Source organism: Streptomyces sp. NBC_00414 (assembly GCF_036038375.1).
GTDB lineage: Bacteria > Actinomycetota > Actinomycetes > Streptomycetales > Streptomycetaceae > Streptomyces.
Genome location: NZ_CP107935.1, coordinates 15,127 through 30,841, shown reverse-complemented (window position 1 = coordinate 30,841; position 15,715 = coordinate 15,127). Strand labels below are relative to the sequence as shown.

General features: G+C 67.1%; 15 protein-coding genes and 4 pseudogenes. 11 read left to right on the top strand and 8 right to left on the bottom strand.

Annotated features, from left to right (window positions below):
* Positions 1–67 precede the first annotated feature (67 nt).
* Positions 68–529 carry a hypothetical protein gene (locus OHS59_RS00170; RefSeq protein WP_328491323.1) on the top strand — a complete coding sequence of 154 codons (462 nt, stop codon included), beginning with the start codon at positions 68–70 and terminating at the stop codon, positions 527–529.
* 465 nt (positions 530–994) lie between these two features.
* Entirely contained in the window at positions 995–1,366 is a 372-nt protein-coding gene (locus OHS59_RS44400; protein WP_443061355.1) for an Imm26 family immunity protein, read from the top strand.
* Positions 1,367–2,112: 746 nt separating this feature from the next.
* Here the strand turns inward: OHS59_RS44400 and OHS59_RS00165 are convergent.
* Positions 2,113–2,427 carry an aldo/keto reductase gene (locus tag OHS59_RS00165; protein WP_328491322.1) on the bottom strand — a complete coding sequence of 105 codons (315 nt, stop codon included), beginning with the start codon at positions 2,425–2,427 and terminating at the stop codon, positions 2,113–2,115.
* A gap of 99 nt (positions 2,428–2,526) precedes the next feature.
* Here OHS59_RS00165 and OHS59_RS00160 point away from each other — a divergent pair, with 99 nt between their 5' ends.
* The 6 genes and pseudogenes from OHS59_RS00160 to OHS59_RS00135 form a co-directional block, all read left to right on the top strand.
* On the top strand, positions 2,527–3,522 hold the full coding sequence (locus OHS59_RS00160) for a helix-turn-helix transcriptional regulator (RefSeq protein WP_328491321.1): 996 nt from the start codon (positions 2,527–2,529) through the stop codon (positions 3,520–3,522).
* Positions 3,519–4,118, top strand: a complete 600-nt coding sequence (locus tag OHS59_RS00155) for a TetR/AcrR family transcriptional regulator (RefSeq protein ID WP_265651981.1) — start codon at positions 3,519–3,521, stop codon at positions 4,116–4,118. The genes OHS59_RS00160 and OHS59_RS00155 overlap by 4 nt, the downstream gene beginning before the upstream one ends.
* Positions 4,119–4,478, top strand: coding sequence for a DUF6196 family protein (locus tag OHS59_RS00150; protein ID WP_328491320.1), 360 nt, complete (start codon positions 4,119–4,121; stop codon positions 4,476–4,478).
* On the top strand, positions 4,475–4,873 hold the full coding sequence (locus tag OHS59_RS00145) for a hypothetical protein (RefSeq protein ID WP_328491319.1): 399 nt from the start codon (positions 4,475–4,477) through the stop codon (positions 4,871–4,873). The genes OHS59_RS00150 and OHS59_RS00145 overlap by 4 nt, the downstream gene beginning before the upstream one ends.
* 290 nt (positions 4,874–5,163) lie before the next feature.
* Positions 5,164–5,571 carry a PaaI family thioesterase gene (locus tag OHS59_RS00140; RefSeq protein ID WP_328491318.1) on the top strand — a complete coding sequence of 136 codons (408 nt, stop codon included), beginning with the start codon at positions 5,164–5,166 and terminating at the stop codon, positions 5,569–5,571.
* 801 nt (positions 5,572–6,372) lie between these two features.
* Positions 6,373–6,858 (top strand): annotated as a pseudogene (locus tag OHS59_RS00135) (IS5 family transposase); the annotation flags it as partial.
* Positions 6,859–7,163: 305 nt separating this feature from the next.
* Here the strand turns inward: OHS59_RS00135 and OHS59_RS00130 are convergent.
* Positions 7,164–7,769, bottom strand: a complete 606-nt coding sequence (locus OHS59_RS00130; protein WP_328491317.1) for a dihydrofolate reductase family protein — start codon at positions 7,767–7,769, stop codon at positions 7,164–7,166.
* 229 nt (positions 7,770–7,998) lie between these two features.
* On the opposite strand from OHS59_RS00130, the gene OHS59_RS00125 reads away from it, so the two are divergent.
* Positions 7,999–8,667: a hypothetical protein gene (locus OHS59_RS00125; RefSeq protein WP_328491316.1), complete on the top strand. Its 669-nt coding sequence runs from the start codon at positions 7,999–8,001 to the stop codon at positions 8,665–8,667.
* Positions 8,668–8,887: 220 nt separating this feature from the next.
* Here the strand turns inward: OHS59_RS00125 and OHS59_RS00120 are convergent, their stop codons facing one another.
* The 3 genes from OHS59_RS00120 to OHS59_RS00110 form a co-directional block, all read right to left on the bottom strand.
* On the bottom strand, positions 8,888–9,217 hold the full coding sequence (locus OHS59_RS00120) for a hypothetical protein (protein ID WP_328491315.1): 330 nt from the start codon (positions 9,215–9,217) through the stop codon (positions 8,888–8,890).
* A 289-nt stretch (positions 9,218–9,506) separates the two neighbouring features.
* Positions 9,507–10,640: a hypothetical protein gene (locus tag OHS59_RS00115; RefSeq protein WP_328491314.1), complete on the bottom strand. Its 1,134-nt coding sequence runs from the start codon at positions 10,638–10,640 to the stop codon at positions 9,507–9,509.
* Between the two features lie 721 nt (positions 10,641–11,361).
* Positions 11,362–11,670, bottom strand: a complete 309-nt coding sequence (locus OHS59_RS00110; protein WP_328491313.1) for a hypothetical protein — start codon at positions 11,668–11,670, stop codon at positions 11,362–11,364.
* Between the two features lie 218 nt (positions 11,671–11,888).
* Here OHS59_RS00110 and OHS59_RS00105 point away from each other — a divergent pair.
* A pseudogene (locus OHS59_RS00105) lies at positions 11,889–12,450 on the top strand (transcriptional regulator).
* A 475-nt stretch (positions 12,451–12,925) separates the two neighbouring features.
* Positions 12,926–14,109 (top strand): annotated as a pseudogene (locus tag OHS59_RS00100) (IS701 family transposase).
* 199 nt (positions 14,110–14,308) lie between these two features.
* On the opposite strand, the pseudogene OHS59_RS00095 reads toward OHS59_RS00100, so the two are convergent.
* From OHS59_RS00095 to OHS59_RS00085, 3 genes and pseudogenes are all read right to left on the bottom strand, one after another.
* A pseudogene (locus OHS59_RS00095) lies at positions 14,309–14,503 on the bottom strand (IS5/IS1182 family transposase); the annotation flags it as partial.
* A gap of 146 nt (positions 14,504–14,649) precedes the next feature.
* On the bottom strand, positions 14,650–14,943 hold the full coding sequence (locus tag OHS59_RS00090) for a hypothetical protein (protein WP_328491312.1): 294 nt from the start codon (positions 14,941–14,943) through the stop codon (positions 14,650–14,652).
* A gap of 314 nt (positions 14,944–15,257) precedes the next feature.
* Complete coding sequence (locus OHS59_RS00085) at positions 15,258–15,512, bottom strand: hypothetical protein (RefSeq protein WP_328491311.1); 255 nt, start codon at positions 15,510–15,512, stop codon at positions 15,258–15,260.
* Between the last annotated feature and the right edge of the window lie 203 nt (positions 15,513–15,715).

Below are 15,715 nucleotides of genomic sequence, written 5' to 3'. Positions count from 1 at the left end.
CTCATACCCCTGCCCAGACGCCCGTGACCGGACGGTCACGGAGAGCATCAATCTACAAGGAGTCCCCATGAGAAACCTCGCCGCCGCCCTGACCGTCATGGCCATGGCCGCCTTCGGAACTGCGCTCCCCGTCTCTACCGCGCACGCGGCCGCGGCCGCGGATTGCTACGACGCGTGGTACGGCGAACCGGATGCCGGTTACATGTACGCCTATGACTCCGCCAACTGCATCGGATTCCTCGGAAAGGCCAAGGGTTCGGACTCCAACTGGGGCGACAGCTCAGGGAGTTTTCAGGGCGGAGACACCAACAAGGCCACGTCGATCCTCAACGCGGGCACCGATCTCGAAGTCCAGTTCTTCAACGGGACCAGCACGTGGACCGGAGGCTACATCTGCCTGGCCCGCAGCGAGTGGTTCGCGTCCAACCTCTCCGACGACGAATTCAGCAGTGGTGTCACGGTGAACAACGCCATCAGCTCGCACCGCTGGGTCACCAGCCCCACCTGCGGCAACAATTGGGCCGAATGACGCCGACGGTCACACCTGAACGGCACCGGGGGGGCCTCGTGCCCCCCGGAATTAGGCACGGGCAGCAGGCCAGCCCTGTCGTGCAGCAACCGCGAGTGCAGCAGCTGCTACACCGAGGTCAGCGCCGAGGCAACGGCGGTTGCATGACATCGCAGATCTGCGACATTCCGGGCGAGATCTACGCACGGCTGTTGCAGTCCGTGCAGCACGTACGACATTGGCGCTGCACGAGAAGGTGCAGCGCCAATCACCGGGAGCCGACGGAGTTAACGGACGCGCTTCAGGCGGGTCGGCTTGATGATGGAAGTGACGTTGCCCTTGGCCTTCGTCTGAACGACACGCCTAGATCGTTTGGATTCAGAATAGGCGTCCTACGCTGCCCGGTGTGAGAAGGGCATCCGGAGTTAATGTGAGGAATCGGAACTACAACAAGTACATGGATGTCGCTGGCAAATTCTTTGCCAAATGGTACCCAGGGCAATGTGGCTGGGTGTGACCCGAAAGTTGCCATACCCCCCGGGGGATACCTTCGCAGTGTCTCTTCGCGATCACGGATACGCGTTGGGTGTGGCGGCCAGGGCGGACGGTAAGGGTATCGTGCTCGTGTACTTCTTCGGTCCGCGCTTGGAAACACCTGAAGTCCCGCCGCAAGGGTTGCTTAATCCGAGTGCCGCCATCAAGGTTTGCAGGTTCGGTGACCTTGGACTTATTTGCGGGAAGTGGTCGATCGTAGGGAGGGTGGAATCATGGGACCCTGCCCTGTGGGGTGTTCCTGACCTCTGTAGAAAGGAAGAGATCCGTGTCGTTTACGACGACGTTTCGCTCGCCATGCCCTGAGAAGAGCGACTAGATCCGGATGAGTGCCGACTTCTTCCGCGAGACGGGCTTGAAGGAGCGGGCTCAGACGGACTGCACAGAACACGGCTGCCGTTCCCGGCACAAGCCGGTGGACGGTCGCGGCGAGAGCGGTGCTGATCGTCTCCGCCACCGTCAGGATCATCGCTGCGACGGTGTCGGCCGTCCTGCGCACCGGCTCCTGGAACCACGGCCCTCAGCACCAGGTGCGACGCGTCATTCCCGTTGAGGGTTCGCAGACGGGGCGCACGATCCGGTGACACTGCCGGTCATGCCCGTGGAGCCCCGGGCAGGGGAGGCGGGAGCCGGCCCGACGGCGGCCTCGGGAACGCAGGTACTGTCTTCGCGCGCGGCGTCTTGACCGGCTTCTTGCATCTCGGTGCACCAGCGGCAGTCGGTAGTGCACGAGGGCGGGCTGTCCTGCCAGTAGGCGCCGAGGAGTTCGGCTCGCACGCCGGATGTGTATTCGTCACGCTGGTGCGGATGCTGGCTCATGCCCGCCCCAACCCCGGCAGGCGCGGCGGAGTTGCTGCCCGTCACGCCAAAGCAGCACCTCGGTGATCAACCCGGGACGCAACGACCGCCCTGCAACGGAACAATATGAACTCGATCGGTCATGAATTCTGCCGAATCGACGTGCGAACGATCAGCTGACATGTACCGGGCCAGCCTCTGTGGAAGGTCGTGTTCTTCTGGGGCGTGGGACGGTGCAGTCACGTTCCTGCACCTCATGGCGTCGGAGTGCCGTGCAGGCGCCGCATCTGCCCAGCAGTCGGTCTCCGCACCGCCGCAGTCTCATCGAGCCCGTAGTCGCTCGGGAACACCTTGGTTTCGGCAAATACGTCATTCCGGGGGAGTGCAGCTCGGCGCAGGCCGTCTCCGACCGTTTTCTCATTGAAGTACGCGGCGGCCGTATCGATGTGGCGGTAGCCCAGCTCGAGCGCGGTCGCCACCGCCTCGGCGGTCTCCTCCGGTGAGCTCTGATAGACACCCAAACCCAGGGCCGGGAGGGTGACGCCGTTGTTGAGAGTGATTGTGTCCATGTCTCCATCAGACTCTTGAGTGAGGTGGTGCGGGAGTGGCTGTTGATCGGGGTACTGGTGCTACCTCCCACAAGGCGGCGGCGCCGCGTGCGGTGGGGCATGGACCTTCGGACCGAGATTTCCGAGTTCCTGCGCACGCGCAGGGCCCGGATCACGCCCGAGCAGGCCGGGCTCGGTACGGGCGGCGGACGACGCGTGCCGGGGCTGCGGCGCGAAGAGGTGGCGGTTCTCGCATCCATGTCCGTGGACCGGTACGTGCGCATCGAGCGCGGCAACCTCACCGGCGTCTCCGACGAGGTCCTCTACGCCGTCGCGGCTGCGCTGCAACTTGACGACGCCGAGGCCGCTCACCTGCACGACCTGGCGCGGGCGGCCCGCAGCTCGACGCGTAGATCCGGCGCCCGCGCTACGCGACCGGCTCTGCGCCCCGGACTGCGGACCATCATCGACTCGATGCAGGGACTTCCGGCGTGGGCGCGCAACCACTGTTTCGAGATCATTGCAACTAACCCGCTCGCGCAAGCCCTCTACTCCGATCTCTTGCAGAGCCGGATCGCGGACGGCAGCAATGCCCGGTCCGCGTTCCTGGACCCGCTCGCACGCGACTTCTACGTCGACTGGGGGCAGACCGCCAACGATGTCGTTGCCGTCCTGTGTGGCGACGTCGGCGCGAACCCGGCGGATCGGCGCCTCTCCCATCTCGTGGGCGAGCTCGTCACGCGCAGCGACGACTTCTCCCGCCGGTGGGCCGTCCACGACGTGAAGTACCACCGCACGGGCCGCAAGGTCCTCCGCCACCGGGTGGTCGGGGACCTCGACTTCGGGTTCGAGGCGCTCGCGCTGCCCGACTCCACGACGCTGAGCCTGTTCGTCTACTACCCGGCCGACGAGTCGGCTCGGGAGCGTTTGCAGCTGCTGGAGAGCTGGGCCGCCACCGAAGCCCGCGACGGCATCCGGCCTCATCCTGTCCAGCCGCGGTACCCGCACGATCGAGGAGTTGCCCCCGGTCCCGTCCTTGCCATGCTGATACTGTACCTGCAGGTAGGTACAGAACGGCAAGAGCTGCCGGCCTGCAAGGAGGGACCGACCAGGTGAAGAGCACGGAACGCCACCACCCGGCTGCCAGCTCACGAGAGCGTCTCGTCGAGGCCACCCGGGAGCTGCTGTGGGAGCAGGGCTACACATCGACCACCCCTGCGGAGATCCGAGCGCGCGCGGGCGTCGGACAGGGAAGCATGTACCACCACTTCCCGACCAAGGCCGACGTCGCGGCCGAAGCGATGCTCCGCAACAGTGCCGAACTCGAGCGTGCAATGGACGACTACCTGAAGCAGACGCCATCACCAGCTGGAAGCGTCAAGAGCTATCTGAGCAAGCCGCGCGACGGCCAGAAAGGCTGCCGGTTCGGGCGGATGACCCTTGACAACGCCGTGCTGGAGAACGAGCGGCTGCGGGGGCCGGTGGCGGACAGCCTGGCCTGGTATCGCCGACGCATCGAACATCTGCTGATCGACGGGCAAGCGCGAGGGGAGCTGCGAGACGACTTCTCCGCCGAGGCCGTTGCTGCCACGATCATTGCCATCGTGCAAGGAGCGCACGTTCTTGCTCGCGCAGACCGGAGCCAGGCAGCGTTCGACCGTGTGATCGAAGGTGGGCTCACGCTGCTGGCAGGACTGGAACGCCGAGCTTGAATGTTGATTCACGCAACGGGCGTGTACCTGCTGCCCCGCTTGGATGAGCACGTCCTCGCGGTCATCCGCGACGACGAATGCTGGAGCGCCCTTCGCCCGGACGACGGGAGTGACAAGGGGAGAGAACGATTCGGTCTGCTGTCCTTCCACTTCCCACCCGGCCTCGACAACAGCGGCTTCGTCGGCTGGCTCGCCACCGAGTTGAAGAAGCGTCTGGGGACCGGACTGTTCGTCGTGTGCGGCAGCAACAGTGATCACGGTGGGATCTACGACTACTGGGGCTGCCCCGTCGATCTGCTGGACGATGTCGCCGGCGTCATCCGAGAGCTCGCCGACCACCCCACAGCGACCCCGTCATGAGCACCATTGCTGCCGGAGACGAACAGGTGCCGACGGCCGCGATCGCGGATGTGTCCGTCCGTGTGGATCGCCCCGTGAGGTGGGCGCCGCCGTCGCTTCGGCCGCTCCTGCCGGGCGCACTATTTTCTGGATCCGCGCGGTCCGTGACTCACCTCGGCAGCGTGGACTCGGTCCTCGAAGTGATCGCTGAGTCGGGCAGGGGCGACGTCCTCGTCGTCGACAACGGAGGCAGGCGCGAGGAGAGGCGCATCGCCGATCTGTGGCTTGCGGAAGCCGCGCTCGCCGGAATCGTGCTGTGGGGCGCCCACCGGGACACCGCGCAATTGCGGCACACCGGCCTCCCGCTATTGAGTCTCGGATCGGCCTTTTCCGGGCCGCGCTGGTACCGCCCGTAGTCCCGCCGGTACGGACCTCCACCCTGGACCCTGTTCCCGTTGCCATCGGGGACGCCGTCGTCGCCGACGACGGCGTCACATTTATCAGACCAGCGCAGGCCAACCGAGTCTTTTAGTTCGCCAGCTGCATCCAACGCATCGACACGGCGTAGGGGCGACCTCGTCCACCAGGGGTGATCCCTCCGCGACCAACTTGACTTCGCCGGCTACCTCCAGCGACGCACCGCGGACCTCTTACCGACCCTTCGGCAACACCTCAACGACCACGGCTCAGCACTGGAGACATGAGCATGAGCATCACGCCGCCCATCACCACCGATACCATCCACCACCTCGTGCCCTTCGCCCGGTACCTGGGCGTCACCTTCTCAACGATCGAACCCGACCGCGTCGTCGCCCGCCTATCCGAGAGCGGCGACCTCGCCACGATCGGCGGCGGTGTGCACGGCGGCGCGCTGATGGCGCTTGCCGACATCAGCGCCGCCGTTGTGGCCGTCCTCGCGAGCGGTGATCCCACCGCTGCTCCCGCCACTATGCAGTCCTCGACCAACTTCCTTCGGCCCGTCCACGGCGCCGCAACGGCTGAAGCCCGTATTGCTCGCCTCGGAAGATCGACGGTCGTCGACGTGGAGCTGACCGACCCGGCTGGTGAGCTCTGCGCACTGGTGCGGCAGATCGTCACCGTCCGGCCCGGATGAATCCGCACAGACGTCGATCATGCAAGGGGCCCTGATCCCGGACCGGGCCATGTGCAGCGGCAGCTTCACGCCACCATGGGTCGGCCCGCGCAGCTCGTCCAGTGACTCCGGCAGGCGGTGTCGGCGTACTTGCTGAAGTGGACCTGGCAAGATTTCGGTAACCCCGGGGTGTGCCACCGTGCGCCGGTGACGCTCCGTCACAGGAAGCGGTACTGTCAGCGAGTGTGGTGACCTCGTACGGATGCTGTCTCCGCACCTTGATGCGGTGCGGGTGGAACGAGTGTGGGTGGTGGGAGGCGTGGTCCGCATCGCTGCCTGCATCCGCGAGTTGACGGCGGTGTTGTCCGGACTGCGGTTGCGGTTCTGCGCGGGTGCACAGTCGCTATGGCCGCGCGCTGGCCGATGTCGCTGTCGGAGGACGCCCGGAGATGACCGGGCTGTCGGTGCGGCGGTTGTTCTGTGACAGCCCGGAGTGCGGCAGACGGACGTTTGCAGAGCAGGTCGAGGGGCTGACTGTGCGCTACCAGCGCCGCAGCCCGCTGCTGCAGCAGCGGGTGGAGATGGCCGGGGTGCTACTCACCGGCTGCGGCGGGGCCCGGCTCCTACACATCCTGAGAGTGCCGCTGTCGCGGACCAGCGTGCTGTTCCACTTGATGCGCCTGCCGCTGCCGCCGGCCGCGATCCCGCGGGTTCTGGGCGGGGACGACTTCGCGCTGTACGCGGACGTCTACGGGACGCTGCTGGTGGATGCCGAGACCCGGTTGCCGATCGATCAACAGGCCGGACGAACCGGACGATCACGCCTTCGGCCGGTCCCGAGGCGGACCGACCACCAAAATCCACCTCGCCTGCGACGGCAAGGGGCGCCCGCTCGCCGTCCTGGTGACCCCAGGGCAACGCCACGACAGCATCTGCGCGCGACCTCTTCTGGAGCGCATCCATGTCCCGCGCACCGGACCGGGCCGCCCCCGCTGCAGGCCTGACCAGGTCATCGCAGACAAGGCCTACAGCTCCCGCGGGTTCCGCGCCTACCTGCGCAAACGCGGCCTCGCATGCACCATCCCGGAGAAGACCGACCAGCAGCGACACCGGCACAGTCGCGGCAGTCGCGGCGGGCGGCCACCATCGTTCGACCGGCAGGTCTACCGTCAACGCAACGTCGTCGAACGCTGCTTCAACCGGCTCCAAGGCTTCCGCGGACTCGCCACCCGATACGACAAGACCGCCACCTCCTGCGAAGCAGCGGTCACACTCGCGTCATTCCTGCTCTGGGCAAGATCCGTTTGAAGACGGACCCTAGTGGGCCTTGGTGCGCGCACGGGGCGGCTGTTCCCCGCCGACGGACTGGTATGACTGAGCGCTTCAGTTGGTCCCGTCGGCCATGGAGAGGGCTCAGCTCGCGAGGCTCTGCCCAGGGAAGCGTCCAGCGGCGCATCCGTGTCCGGAAGGTGGTTCTTTGTGCAGACCGCGGCCTGGGAGGGCGTGCCTGGGCTGATCTGCGAGGGCTCGGGGCCAGGTGGGCCGGGCGCCCTGACGTTGGCTGTCCGCCGGCGTCGGCCTGGCGGCCGTTCGGACCGGCGGGCGGGGCAACGTCAAGCAGGGACGCCGAGCGGCGGGTGATCGAGCACGCGGGGCTTGTACTCGACCAGCTGGATGCGGCCGTCGAAGGTGCGGTGCTCGATCATCTCGAGGGCAACGTCCGGATAACCGTCGTAGATGCGTTCTTCGCCGGTGGCCCCGGTGATCACCGGGAACATCACGACCCGAAAACGGTCGACGAGTCCGGCTCGTAGCAGGGACCGGCACAGGCTGAGGCTGCCGATCGTGGTGAGGAGCCCTGAGCCACTCGACTTCATGACGCGGACCGCCTCGACAGCGTCGTCGCGGACGAGCGTGGAGTTGGCCCACGCCAGTGGCTCCTTGAGAGAGGAGGAGAACACCACCTTGGAAGCCTGCGTGAGCTCGTCGACGGACGCCTCCTCTTCAGGCCTGAACTCGTCTTGGCCATGGGGGACCTCGCCTGCGGCGAAGCCCGACATCAGGCGGTAGGTGTTCGCTCCCATCAGATAGGCGGCCTCGGGCTGCCCGCCGAGCCATGCGAGGTACTCCGGGCCCTCAAGGCCCCAGAACCCGGGCCACCCCTCTCCCGATGCATAGCCGTCGAGGGAGGTGATGAAGTCGACGAGAAGCTCCGACATGGCGGTGTCCTTTCCTCGGGTGTCACGAGCTTGGACCGGCCGGGGGCCGCAAAGTCATCGGCCGCGCTGTGGAGTGACGAGAAAACGGTCCGGCCAACCATCACGCTCAGCCGGGCCAAGTACAACGCTCAGGGGCCAACTGAAGCGCTCAGTCACAGCTCCTGCTCCGAGGGGACCGAGCAGGCCCCGCTACTCACATGTTCGAATACGAGTTCGATAACATGTGGGTATGGAACGCACCCCCTTCCTCCACGACCTCATCCAGCGTCAAGCGGCATGGGACCGTACCTACGCCGCCCTCGCCGCCACCCGCCCCACGGCCGGGACCGCGGAGCTCCGGCGGCGCCTGGTGGTGCTGTCGTCCCGCCTGTGGTGGCATCCGTTCTGGACGTCGCGGTCGGGCAGGCCGTCGGCCGCGCGTGCGCGGCTGCGCGTCCAGGCCCGTGCGGGCGGTCGTCATCCAGACGGCGGTGGGCGCGGCGGTGAAGACGGGCCGGACGATGTGGGCGGTGCCGCCTACACCGACCCGCGGGCTCCGCAGGATGTGGCCGTCACCTACACCGTCGAGGCGGTCGACACATCGGGGCAGCGTTCCGGCGTCTCCGGAGCGGTCGACGCCACGCGGCCCGTGCCGGGCACCGCGCCGAAGCCCAGCGGGTTGATGGCTCGGCGCGACGGGAACGGGGTCCTCGTCTCGTGGGACGGGCACTCCGGTGACATGGGCCAGAGCTACCGTGTCTACGCCCGGGACCCCGACCCGTACGCATGGTCCTTCCTTGCCGCCTCCTCCCCCCGCGACGGGGAGGTGCGGGTCCCGGGGGCCGGCGGGCTCTTCTACGTGGTGAGCGTCGACGGCGAAGGCAGGGAGCCGGCCCCCGTCTATGTCGGTGCCTACTGAGCACCACCTGTCCGCAGGTGGTTCGATGCCGAGGGTTTCCAGCGGGTACGGCTGTGCGGGCAGCAGCCGCTCCCACCCGGCCCGCTGTGCGGTGATCCACGTTCCGAGGTTCTCGCCCTGGACGGCCAGCTCGCCCGCTCCGCTCCGGCGGGGAGGGTGCCGCCGGCTTTCACGTGGGCGAGGGCGAGCCGGTCGCGGCGCTGCCAGTGGCACATCTAGGTCAGGCCGGAGCGGTCTCCTTCTTTTGCTGCTTGGCCTTCATCAGGGCGGCGGGCGGGTGCTGCCGGCGTTTTCCGAGGTTGCGCAGTGGGTCGCAGTCGGCCTCGGGGTGCGTGGCGGGCGGTGCGTCGGCGGTTGCCGTGGTGAACAGCGGGACCATCACGGCCTCGGCCCGCGAGGTGCCGAGACGTACCTCGCGCCGTTCCGCCGGACGTCTTCGCAGCAGGTCGCGCATGTAGCCGAAATCGATGCTCCTCACGCCCGGCCGGGCGGCGGTCTGGTCCGAGCGGACCGAGCAGATGTTCCGCGCCGCCGTCGTGGGTGCCGTCACGCGCCCTGTTCAGGCCTTCTACGGCCTGAGCCAGGCCGGCCGCGCCATCGCGGCCGCCGCGGTGCCCCTCAAAGCGAGGAATGGCGGCTCGTCACCCAGGGGATCAAGGCCTCCGGGTTCGACGGTCCTTCCCTGACATCGAGATCCGCACCGACCCGCCCGGCACCCACGGCGGCGTTGTCCGGGTCGGCGAAGTCCTCGGCTCCCCGGTGTGGGAGAAGAACATCAGACGAGTTCATAGCAGCCGCCCACGTAGGGGGCAGCTCCCTGTGACGGACGCGGATCCGGGTCAGAGGATCCCGATGTAGACGGCCCATGCATGCCCCACCCATGTCAGTGGCGGCAGGAAGAACGGCCCGCTGATCCCCAGCAGCAGGGCCGCCCCACCAGTCCATAGAGCGAGACTGTCGGCGGTCTTGCCGAAGTCGTCACTGTGTCCGTGAGCAAGGAACACTCCGAAGCCGAACAACAGCCCTGACAGGATCAGGGTGAGAGGGAAGACCAGGATGATGTAGGCGATGAGCTGGGCGATGGTCAGGCCGGCGTCGCTGCGCCAGGTGACGACGAAGGAGGCGACGTCGACGTTCAAGATGACGCAGGCACTCAGGGTTGCCGACACGGTGCAGATCCGCACGGGCAGAAGGTGGCGGAAGAGAAGTCCGTCGCGTTCCCGTAGCCAGGGCGTAACCGCGTCCCGCTCCTGGGTGACTAGGCTCCCGGGCCCGTCGGAGCTCAGCCGGCTGGCCTGTTGCTGTAGTTGGGTTACCAGCACCAACAGCTCACTGACCATCTTCTGTTCGTCGTCGATCTCTTCCGTGGGCCGGGCGGCACGGGTGACGCCATCGAGTCCTTTCACCACCAGAGCGGTACTCGCCACGGAGTTTGCCAGCGCGGCCTTGCGGCCGCGGTCGCGCTCTGCCTGCAGTTCCTCCTGCACCCTGTGCAGCTGTTTGGACAGGTCGTCGATCTCCTTCTTGCTGTGTGACAGTTGTTCCTGAAGCTCTTTCACACGATAGGCAGCATCGGCGTTGATAGCAGCCTTGGCGGCTTCCAACTGCTTCTCAAGCTCTTGTATCTGCTCCTTGGCCTGCCTCAGCTGTGTCTTGGCGGAGCCGACATCTTCTGCCTTGGCCCGTAAGGCGTGTACCGGTGCGGTTTCTCCGACGCGCTCGGCCACTGCGCCGTCCGTGACGATGGCCCTGAACGCCAGCAGTGCGTCAACGAACTCGGCCGGAGCGATGCGCTCGCCCGACAGGTACTTGCTCACCGTCGACTCGGCGACGTGACTGAAGCGCGCCAGTTTTTTTTGGGTCGCCCCGCGCTGCCTGGCGGGAGCCCACGCCTCTTGTAGCGCGGCGGCGTAGTCACGGATCGGACCGCTGCTGGCCCGCTGGTGGAAAACCAGTTCTCGGCCGCTTTCCACACGTCGTCCCCCTGAGGAGCTGAGCGACCTTGCCCCGTCATGCGGCAGGCCATGGAAGGTTAATTGTCCAACTTCGCGACGTAAGTCGAAAAGCCCCCTGCATGACACCTTCGGAAAGACCCGCCTCACCGGGTCTTTCCGTTCCCGACAGAGACCCTGCGGCGGAAGCTTGCGAACAACTCGTCCAGACGGCAGACAGGAGCACACCATGAAGCACCTTCCTCGCCCCCTGGCCCCCGCTCCCCTCATCGAGATACGCGTTGGGTCCCTCTACCTGACCCTCCAGCGGTTTCCCATCCGCTTTGCCACCTTCCTGGCCACCCTTGCCGGATCGACGGGGGTAACACTGTTTATCCACCGCTGACCCAACCTGCACACACCCGCCTGCTCCCGACCGCCCCGGCTACCCAACCCGTCGGGTGGCAGGGGAGATGACTCAGCTGTCCCCCGGCCCCGTACGTCTGGTCTCCCCTGGGGAACCTCCAGACGATCAACCAAATCCTCCGGGATCACATGACCGAAGGAGACCGACTCGCCCTGGCCGATCACCTCTCCCAGTGAGCACCCGTACGCGCCGACGGTGCTGCCTCAGCCGAAGCAGGGCTCGCTTACCGGAGTACGTCTTCAGTAACCGTCGTACGTCACCGCAGTGACGTACGACGGCCTTGCGCTGTCCCTGGTCCGGTTGCGGAAGACGCAACAGCTGGGCGACACCCGCTGGTCATTTACAGGTCCGGTGTGTACAGGCCGGCTGCCCGAACGATTTCGGGGACGGCTTCCAACCCGTTGCCTCCTGGATGAAGCCTCCTTTGTCGGCGGTGCTGTTGTTCCAGCCGCGATCCAGCACTGTTGACCGCAACCACAGGAGCGCCCAGGCATCGGAAACGGAGCCGATCCCACGATCTTGGTACGTGGAGCCGTACGTGCTGACGCTGTCCAGCTGCCAGTTCTGGGCTCCGGCATGCTCGATCGCAGCCGCGACCAGGTATTCGGGCGCATCTTGCGGAGTGAGAGGGCTGTTCAGCGGCACGCTGACGGAGACACCCGAGACTCCGCCTCGCCTTGCGGGCCTGCGCGGTGATCTCACTGAGCCAGTCGTCAAGGCTTCCCACACCTGTGTTCATGCCTTCCACCTCTTCACAGCCATGAGCTGACCAGCAACCCGGACCGGTCAAACGCCCGCCTGCTGGCAACAGCCGCGCCCGGCACAGGAAAAGCAGATCCACGCGACCCGAAGGACCCGACTCCATGCCTGAACGGAACATCGAGTTCGGCAAGTACGGCGCCCACGGCATCAAGGGCCACGAAGCCGTCGCCCGCCGGCCTTTCGCGCGCGTCGGCTGCATCACCACCCCCCTCACCGCCCGGCGAGGCCTCCAGGCGCGCCTGCACTACCTCACCCGCAGCGCCCACGCCCGAGCAGCCGGCCTGACCGTCACCGACCGCACCGTGCGCGCCTGGCAGGCCGGGCACCCGCACGCCCTTCCGCAAGAACCTCACCGCGATCGAGCAGGCATACCGCACCGTGCGGCGCGAGAACGTCGCCCGCTACCTGCTCGCCCGCCTCAACCGCGACGGCCGCGGCACCCGTGTGGAAGTCCATCCGGTCAACCAGTCCCGGGTCGACCGGCCGCGCCAGCGTGCAGTGGAGTTCCGCACCATGAACGTCCGCAACTGGGACCGCATCGTCGGGGCGTGGGCGGCGGGTGACGACCAGGAAATGGACGAGGCATGGGTGGACCAGGTCGTCGGCCTCGGCTCGCAGTGGGGCCCGTACGAGTACGTCGCCACCATTGGCTGTGCTGCCTGAACTTTTTGATGGCAAAGGACGCATTTTGATGACGACCCGGCCAGGTTCACCGTTGTGGGTGACGACAGCGGGCGGGTTTGGCGGGACGCTCGGCCAAAAGCCACGTGGGAGCCCGGTCGTGTGAGCGCGGCCGGGCCGCGCGCCGTCAGGCGACCTGCTGGCGGCGGTGCCCCGCACCCTCACTGGGACCGCGGGTGCGGGGCACCGTCCTGATGCGCACGACCTGTCAGTGCGGGGTGAAGGCGTCGACGGCCAGGGCGCGTCGTCGTCGATGCGGATTCGGTCGGCGAGCTGGGCAAGGACCTGCCCGGGAGCGAGGCCGGTGCGGGCGGCGATCGCACGCAGCCTGCGGCTCACGCCGGCCGACAGCCACAGCTGCGTCTTCAGCGCTTGCCTCTGCCTCTCCGTCGGCCAGGCCCTAGTACTGCAACGGTGCTTGGCGTGACTGTTGGCCAGTTCGGTCGTTGGTGTGGTCATGGGTGGGGACCTTGCTGATGTCAGGGTGTGGGCGGGTGAACTCGAGGCCGTACATGAGCGGTTCGTGCACAGGTTCAGCCGCGAGGAGCCGCGTCAGTCGGCGCTTGCTTACATGCGAGGGCTGATAGCTCCGCTGGAGCGAAAGAACGGCTGGACGCTGGCGGAGGAGGCCGGCCATGGCGGTCCAGATCGCCTTCACCGGCTGCTGAACCGCATCGAGTGGGACGCTGACGAGGTTCTGGACGACGTACGCGACTACGTCGTCGAACACCTCGCAGACCCAGATGCCGTCCTGATCGTCGACGACACCGGGTTCCTGAAGAAGGGCATCCGCTCGGCCGGGGTGCAAAGGCAGTACTCCGGCACCGCGGGACGGACGGAAAACTCCCAGATCGGGTCTTCGTCGCCTATGCGAGTGGCCGCGGGCGCACGCTGATCGACCGCCGGCTGTATCTGCCCACGTCCTGGACGGATGACCGGGAACGCTGCCGCCGGGCGGGCATCGACGACAGTGTCGCCTTCGCCACGAAGGTGGCCATGGCCAAAGCGATGGTCCGCAAGGCCATCGCCGACAAGGTCCCGTTCCGGTGGGTGACGGCGGACGCCGCCTATGGCTTCAGTAAGGGCTGGCGGTTCGAGCTGGAGCAGGCGGATGTCTTCCACGTCTTGGCCACCACCCGCCACGACACCGTCGTCACCCGCTGGGCACTCGACCACCCCGTCCATGACCTGTTTCCCGGTCTGCCGCGGCAGAAGTGGAAGCGCCGGTCGTGCGGTGAGGGAGCTCATGGCCGGCGGATCTATGACTGGGCCCGCGTCGAGGTGCGGCCCTGGCACCGCGAAGACCGCCGGCACTGGGTTCTCGCCCGCCGCAGCGTCAGCCGGCCCGGGGAAATCTCCTACTACATCGCCTACTGCCCGGCCGGCACCACGCTGGATGAACTGATCCGCATCGCGGGCAGCCGCTGGGCGGTGGAGGAATGCTTCCAGAGCGCCAAGCAGGAATGCGGCCTGGACGACTACCAGGTCCGCCGCTATCCCGGCTGGCACCGCCACATGACCCTGGCCATGGCCGCCCACGCCTGCCTGACCGTCCTGCGAGCCCGCCAGCTGGACGCGGACAAAGCAGAAACGGATCCTCCCAGCTCATCCACCTCAGCCTCGCCGAAATCCGACGCCTGATCACCCGCCTCACCCACCGCCGCCCCACCCCGGTCGACCACATCCTGCACTGGTCGGCATGGCGCCGACGACGCCAACACCAAGCCCGCACCAGCCACTACAAACGACGTGGACACAGGCCCTGAAAACTGCCCAGCACTCAGAGCAAGCACCGTTGCAGTACTAGGTTCTGTCAGGCCCTAGGTTTCTGTCTCGTTGGTCAGTGTCGGGTCCAGATGAGGATGCCGGAGCGGTGGAGCGCGGCCTGTTGGGCGATGGCGAGTTCGTCGGTTCGTGTGGCCAGGCCCTGCCACTGCTTGAGGCCGTTGATGCAGCGTTCGACGGTGTTCCGTTGCTTGTAAGCCTCGCGGTCGAAGCCGGGTGGGCGGCCGCCGTGACGGCCTCGCCGCTGGCGGAAACGTCGGCAGACCGCGGCACACGAACTGGGCCACGCCCTGGGGCTGTGCCACAAGTCGGACACGGGCGGTCCGGCGGATCAGGGCCGGACGCCCCGGGCCCATCGCCCAGGCCGCCGAGATCAGGAATCCCGGCCGGAGGGGGTCAGCCCTTGAGCAGGTTGTAGGCGAGACCGACGAGGAGGTACCCCAGATAAGAGGCGAGTACCACGCCCAGCATCGCCAGGAGCTTGACCGGCGTCCCGAACGGCTTACGGGCGAGGGAGAGGTTCGCGAAGAGGCCCGCCGTCCCGATGGCCCCGCCCATCGCCCCGCCGACCGACAGCAGGAGGATCGGCACGATCGAGAGGACCAACTGCCACCAGGCGAGCCCCCGGACCCTGGCCCACGGATCCGGCTTGCCGAGCGAGTTCTTTCCGAGGTCGGGGATCTGCTGCATGTGCGGGAAACCCTCATTCTCTTCATCGTGATCGTGCTCAACCGTCAGGATGCGGGTGACGGGCCCACCGGGCAACGACGCGCCGACAACGGTTTGCCTACGAAAATCGGCTGTCAACGGCTGGCTCGGCGCCCTTGCCCGCGCGTTCGGTCCGCCTGGGACGGTGTCCTTCGGATCAGCCTGCGATGCCGGGCGCCCCGGGCCTGATCTGATCAGAGAGACACGGCCCAGCCCAGGCCATGGCCCGCTTGCACGTCTATGTCTTCACCCGCGACCGTTGTGCGCGTGGCTGCCGCCCGTTTCGTTCGGGCGGGTCAACTCGCGGCCATCACCAGTGCGGCGATCACGGTGAGGGCTGCCACGGCCACGAGGATCGTCCGGGCCTGTTCCATTCGCCCGGGCGGTTTGCTGTCCGGTGCGGCCGGACGGCCGTCCCGGCTGCCGCTGTCATCAGCGCCCGGGAACTCACGGCAGCCGCCGAAGTCGGCATTGTCGTGGGCCAGCCAGTACGCATCCGTCAGCGAGGCGAAGGCCACCGGCGCCACGTTCTGCTGGTCTCCTGTCCTCATACCGATCTCAACGACCGGCACCGCCCCCCGGCAATGCTCCGTCCCGCCATCGTGATCACGTCGTCACCAGGGCTGCGGGCTCCCACACCGCAATCGGTGTGGGAGCCCGCGGCACGGATGGACCAGGCCGGGCGCAACCGTTTCCGGAACCGCCTCTGGCCTGCGTGCGCAGGAGACCGGCAGCTGTGACACCGGCCGTCACC

What these genes read in the sequence shown, in the direction of transcription:
- OHS59_RS00165 (WP_328491322.1), bottom strand. Translation starts at nt 2,427, where the DNA reads ATGGACACAATCACTCTCAACAACGGCGTCACCCTCCCGGCCCTGGGT.
- OHS59_RS00140 (WP_328491318.1), top strand. Translation starts at nt 5,164, where the DNA reads ATGAGCATCACGCCGCCCATCACCACCGATACCATCCACCACCTCGTG.
- OHS59_RS00085 (WP_328491311.1), bottom strand. Translation starts at nt 15,512, where the DNA reads ATGAGGACAGGAGACCAGCAGAACGTGGCGCCGGTGGCCTTCGCCTCG.
- OHS59_RS00130 (WP_328491317.1), bottom strand. Translation starts at nt 7,769, where the DNA reads ATGTCGGAGCTTCTCGTCGACTTCATCACCTCCCTCGACGGCTATGCA.
- OHS59_RS44400 (WP_443061355.1), top strand. Translation starts at nt 995, where the DNA reads ATGGTACCCAGGGCAATGTGGCTGGGTGTGACCCGAAAGTTGCCATAC.
- OHS59_RS00090 (WP_328491312.1), bottom strand. Translation starts at nt 14,943, where the DNA reads ATGCAGCAGATCCCCGACCTCGGAAAGAACTCGCTCGGCAAGCCGGAT.
- OHS59_RS00170 (WP_328491323.1), top strand. Translation starts at nt 68, where the DNA reads ATGAGAAACCTCGCCGCCGCCCTGACCGTCATGGCCATGGCCGCCTTC.
- OHS59_RS00160 (WP_328491321.1), top strand. Translation starts at nt 2,527, where the DNA reads ATGGACCTTCGGACCGAGATTTCCGAGTTCCTGCGCACGCGCAGGGCC.
- OHS59_RS00125 (WP_328491316.1), top strand. Translation starts at nt 7,999, where the DNA reads ATGGAACGCACCCCCTTCCTCCACGACCTCATCCAGCGTCAAGCGGCA.
- OHS59_RS00150 (WP_328491320.1), top strand. Translation starts at nt 4,119, where the DNA reads ATGTTGATTCACGCAACGGGCGTGTACCTGCTGCCCCGCTTGGATGAG.
- OHS59_RS00145 (WP_328491319.1), top strand. Translation starts at nt 4,475, where the DNA reads ATGAGCACCATTGCTGCCGGAGACGAACAGGTGCCGACGGCCGCGATC.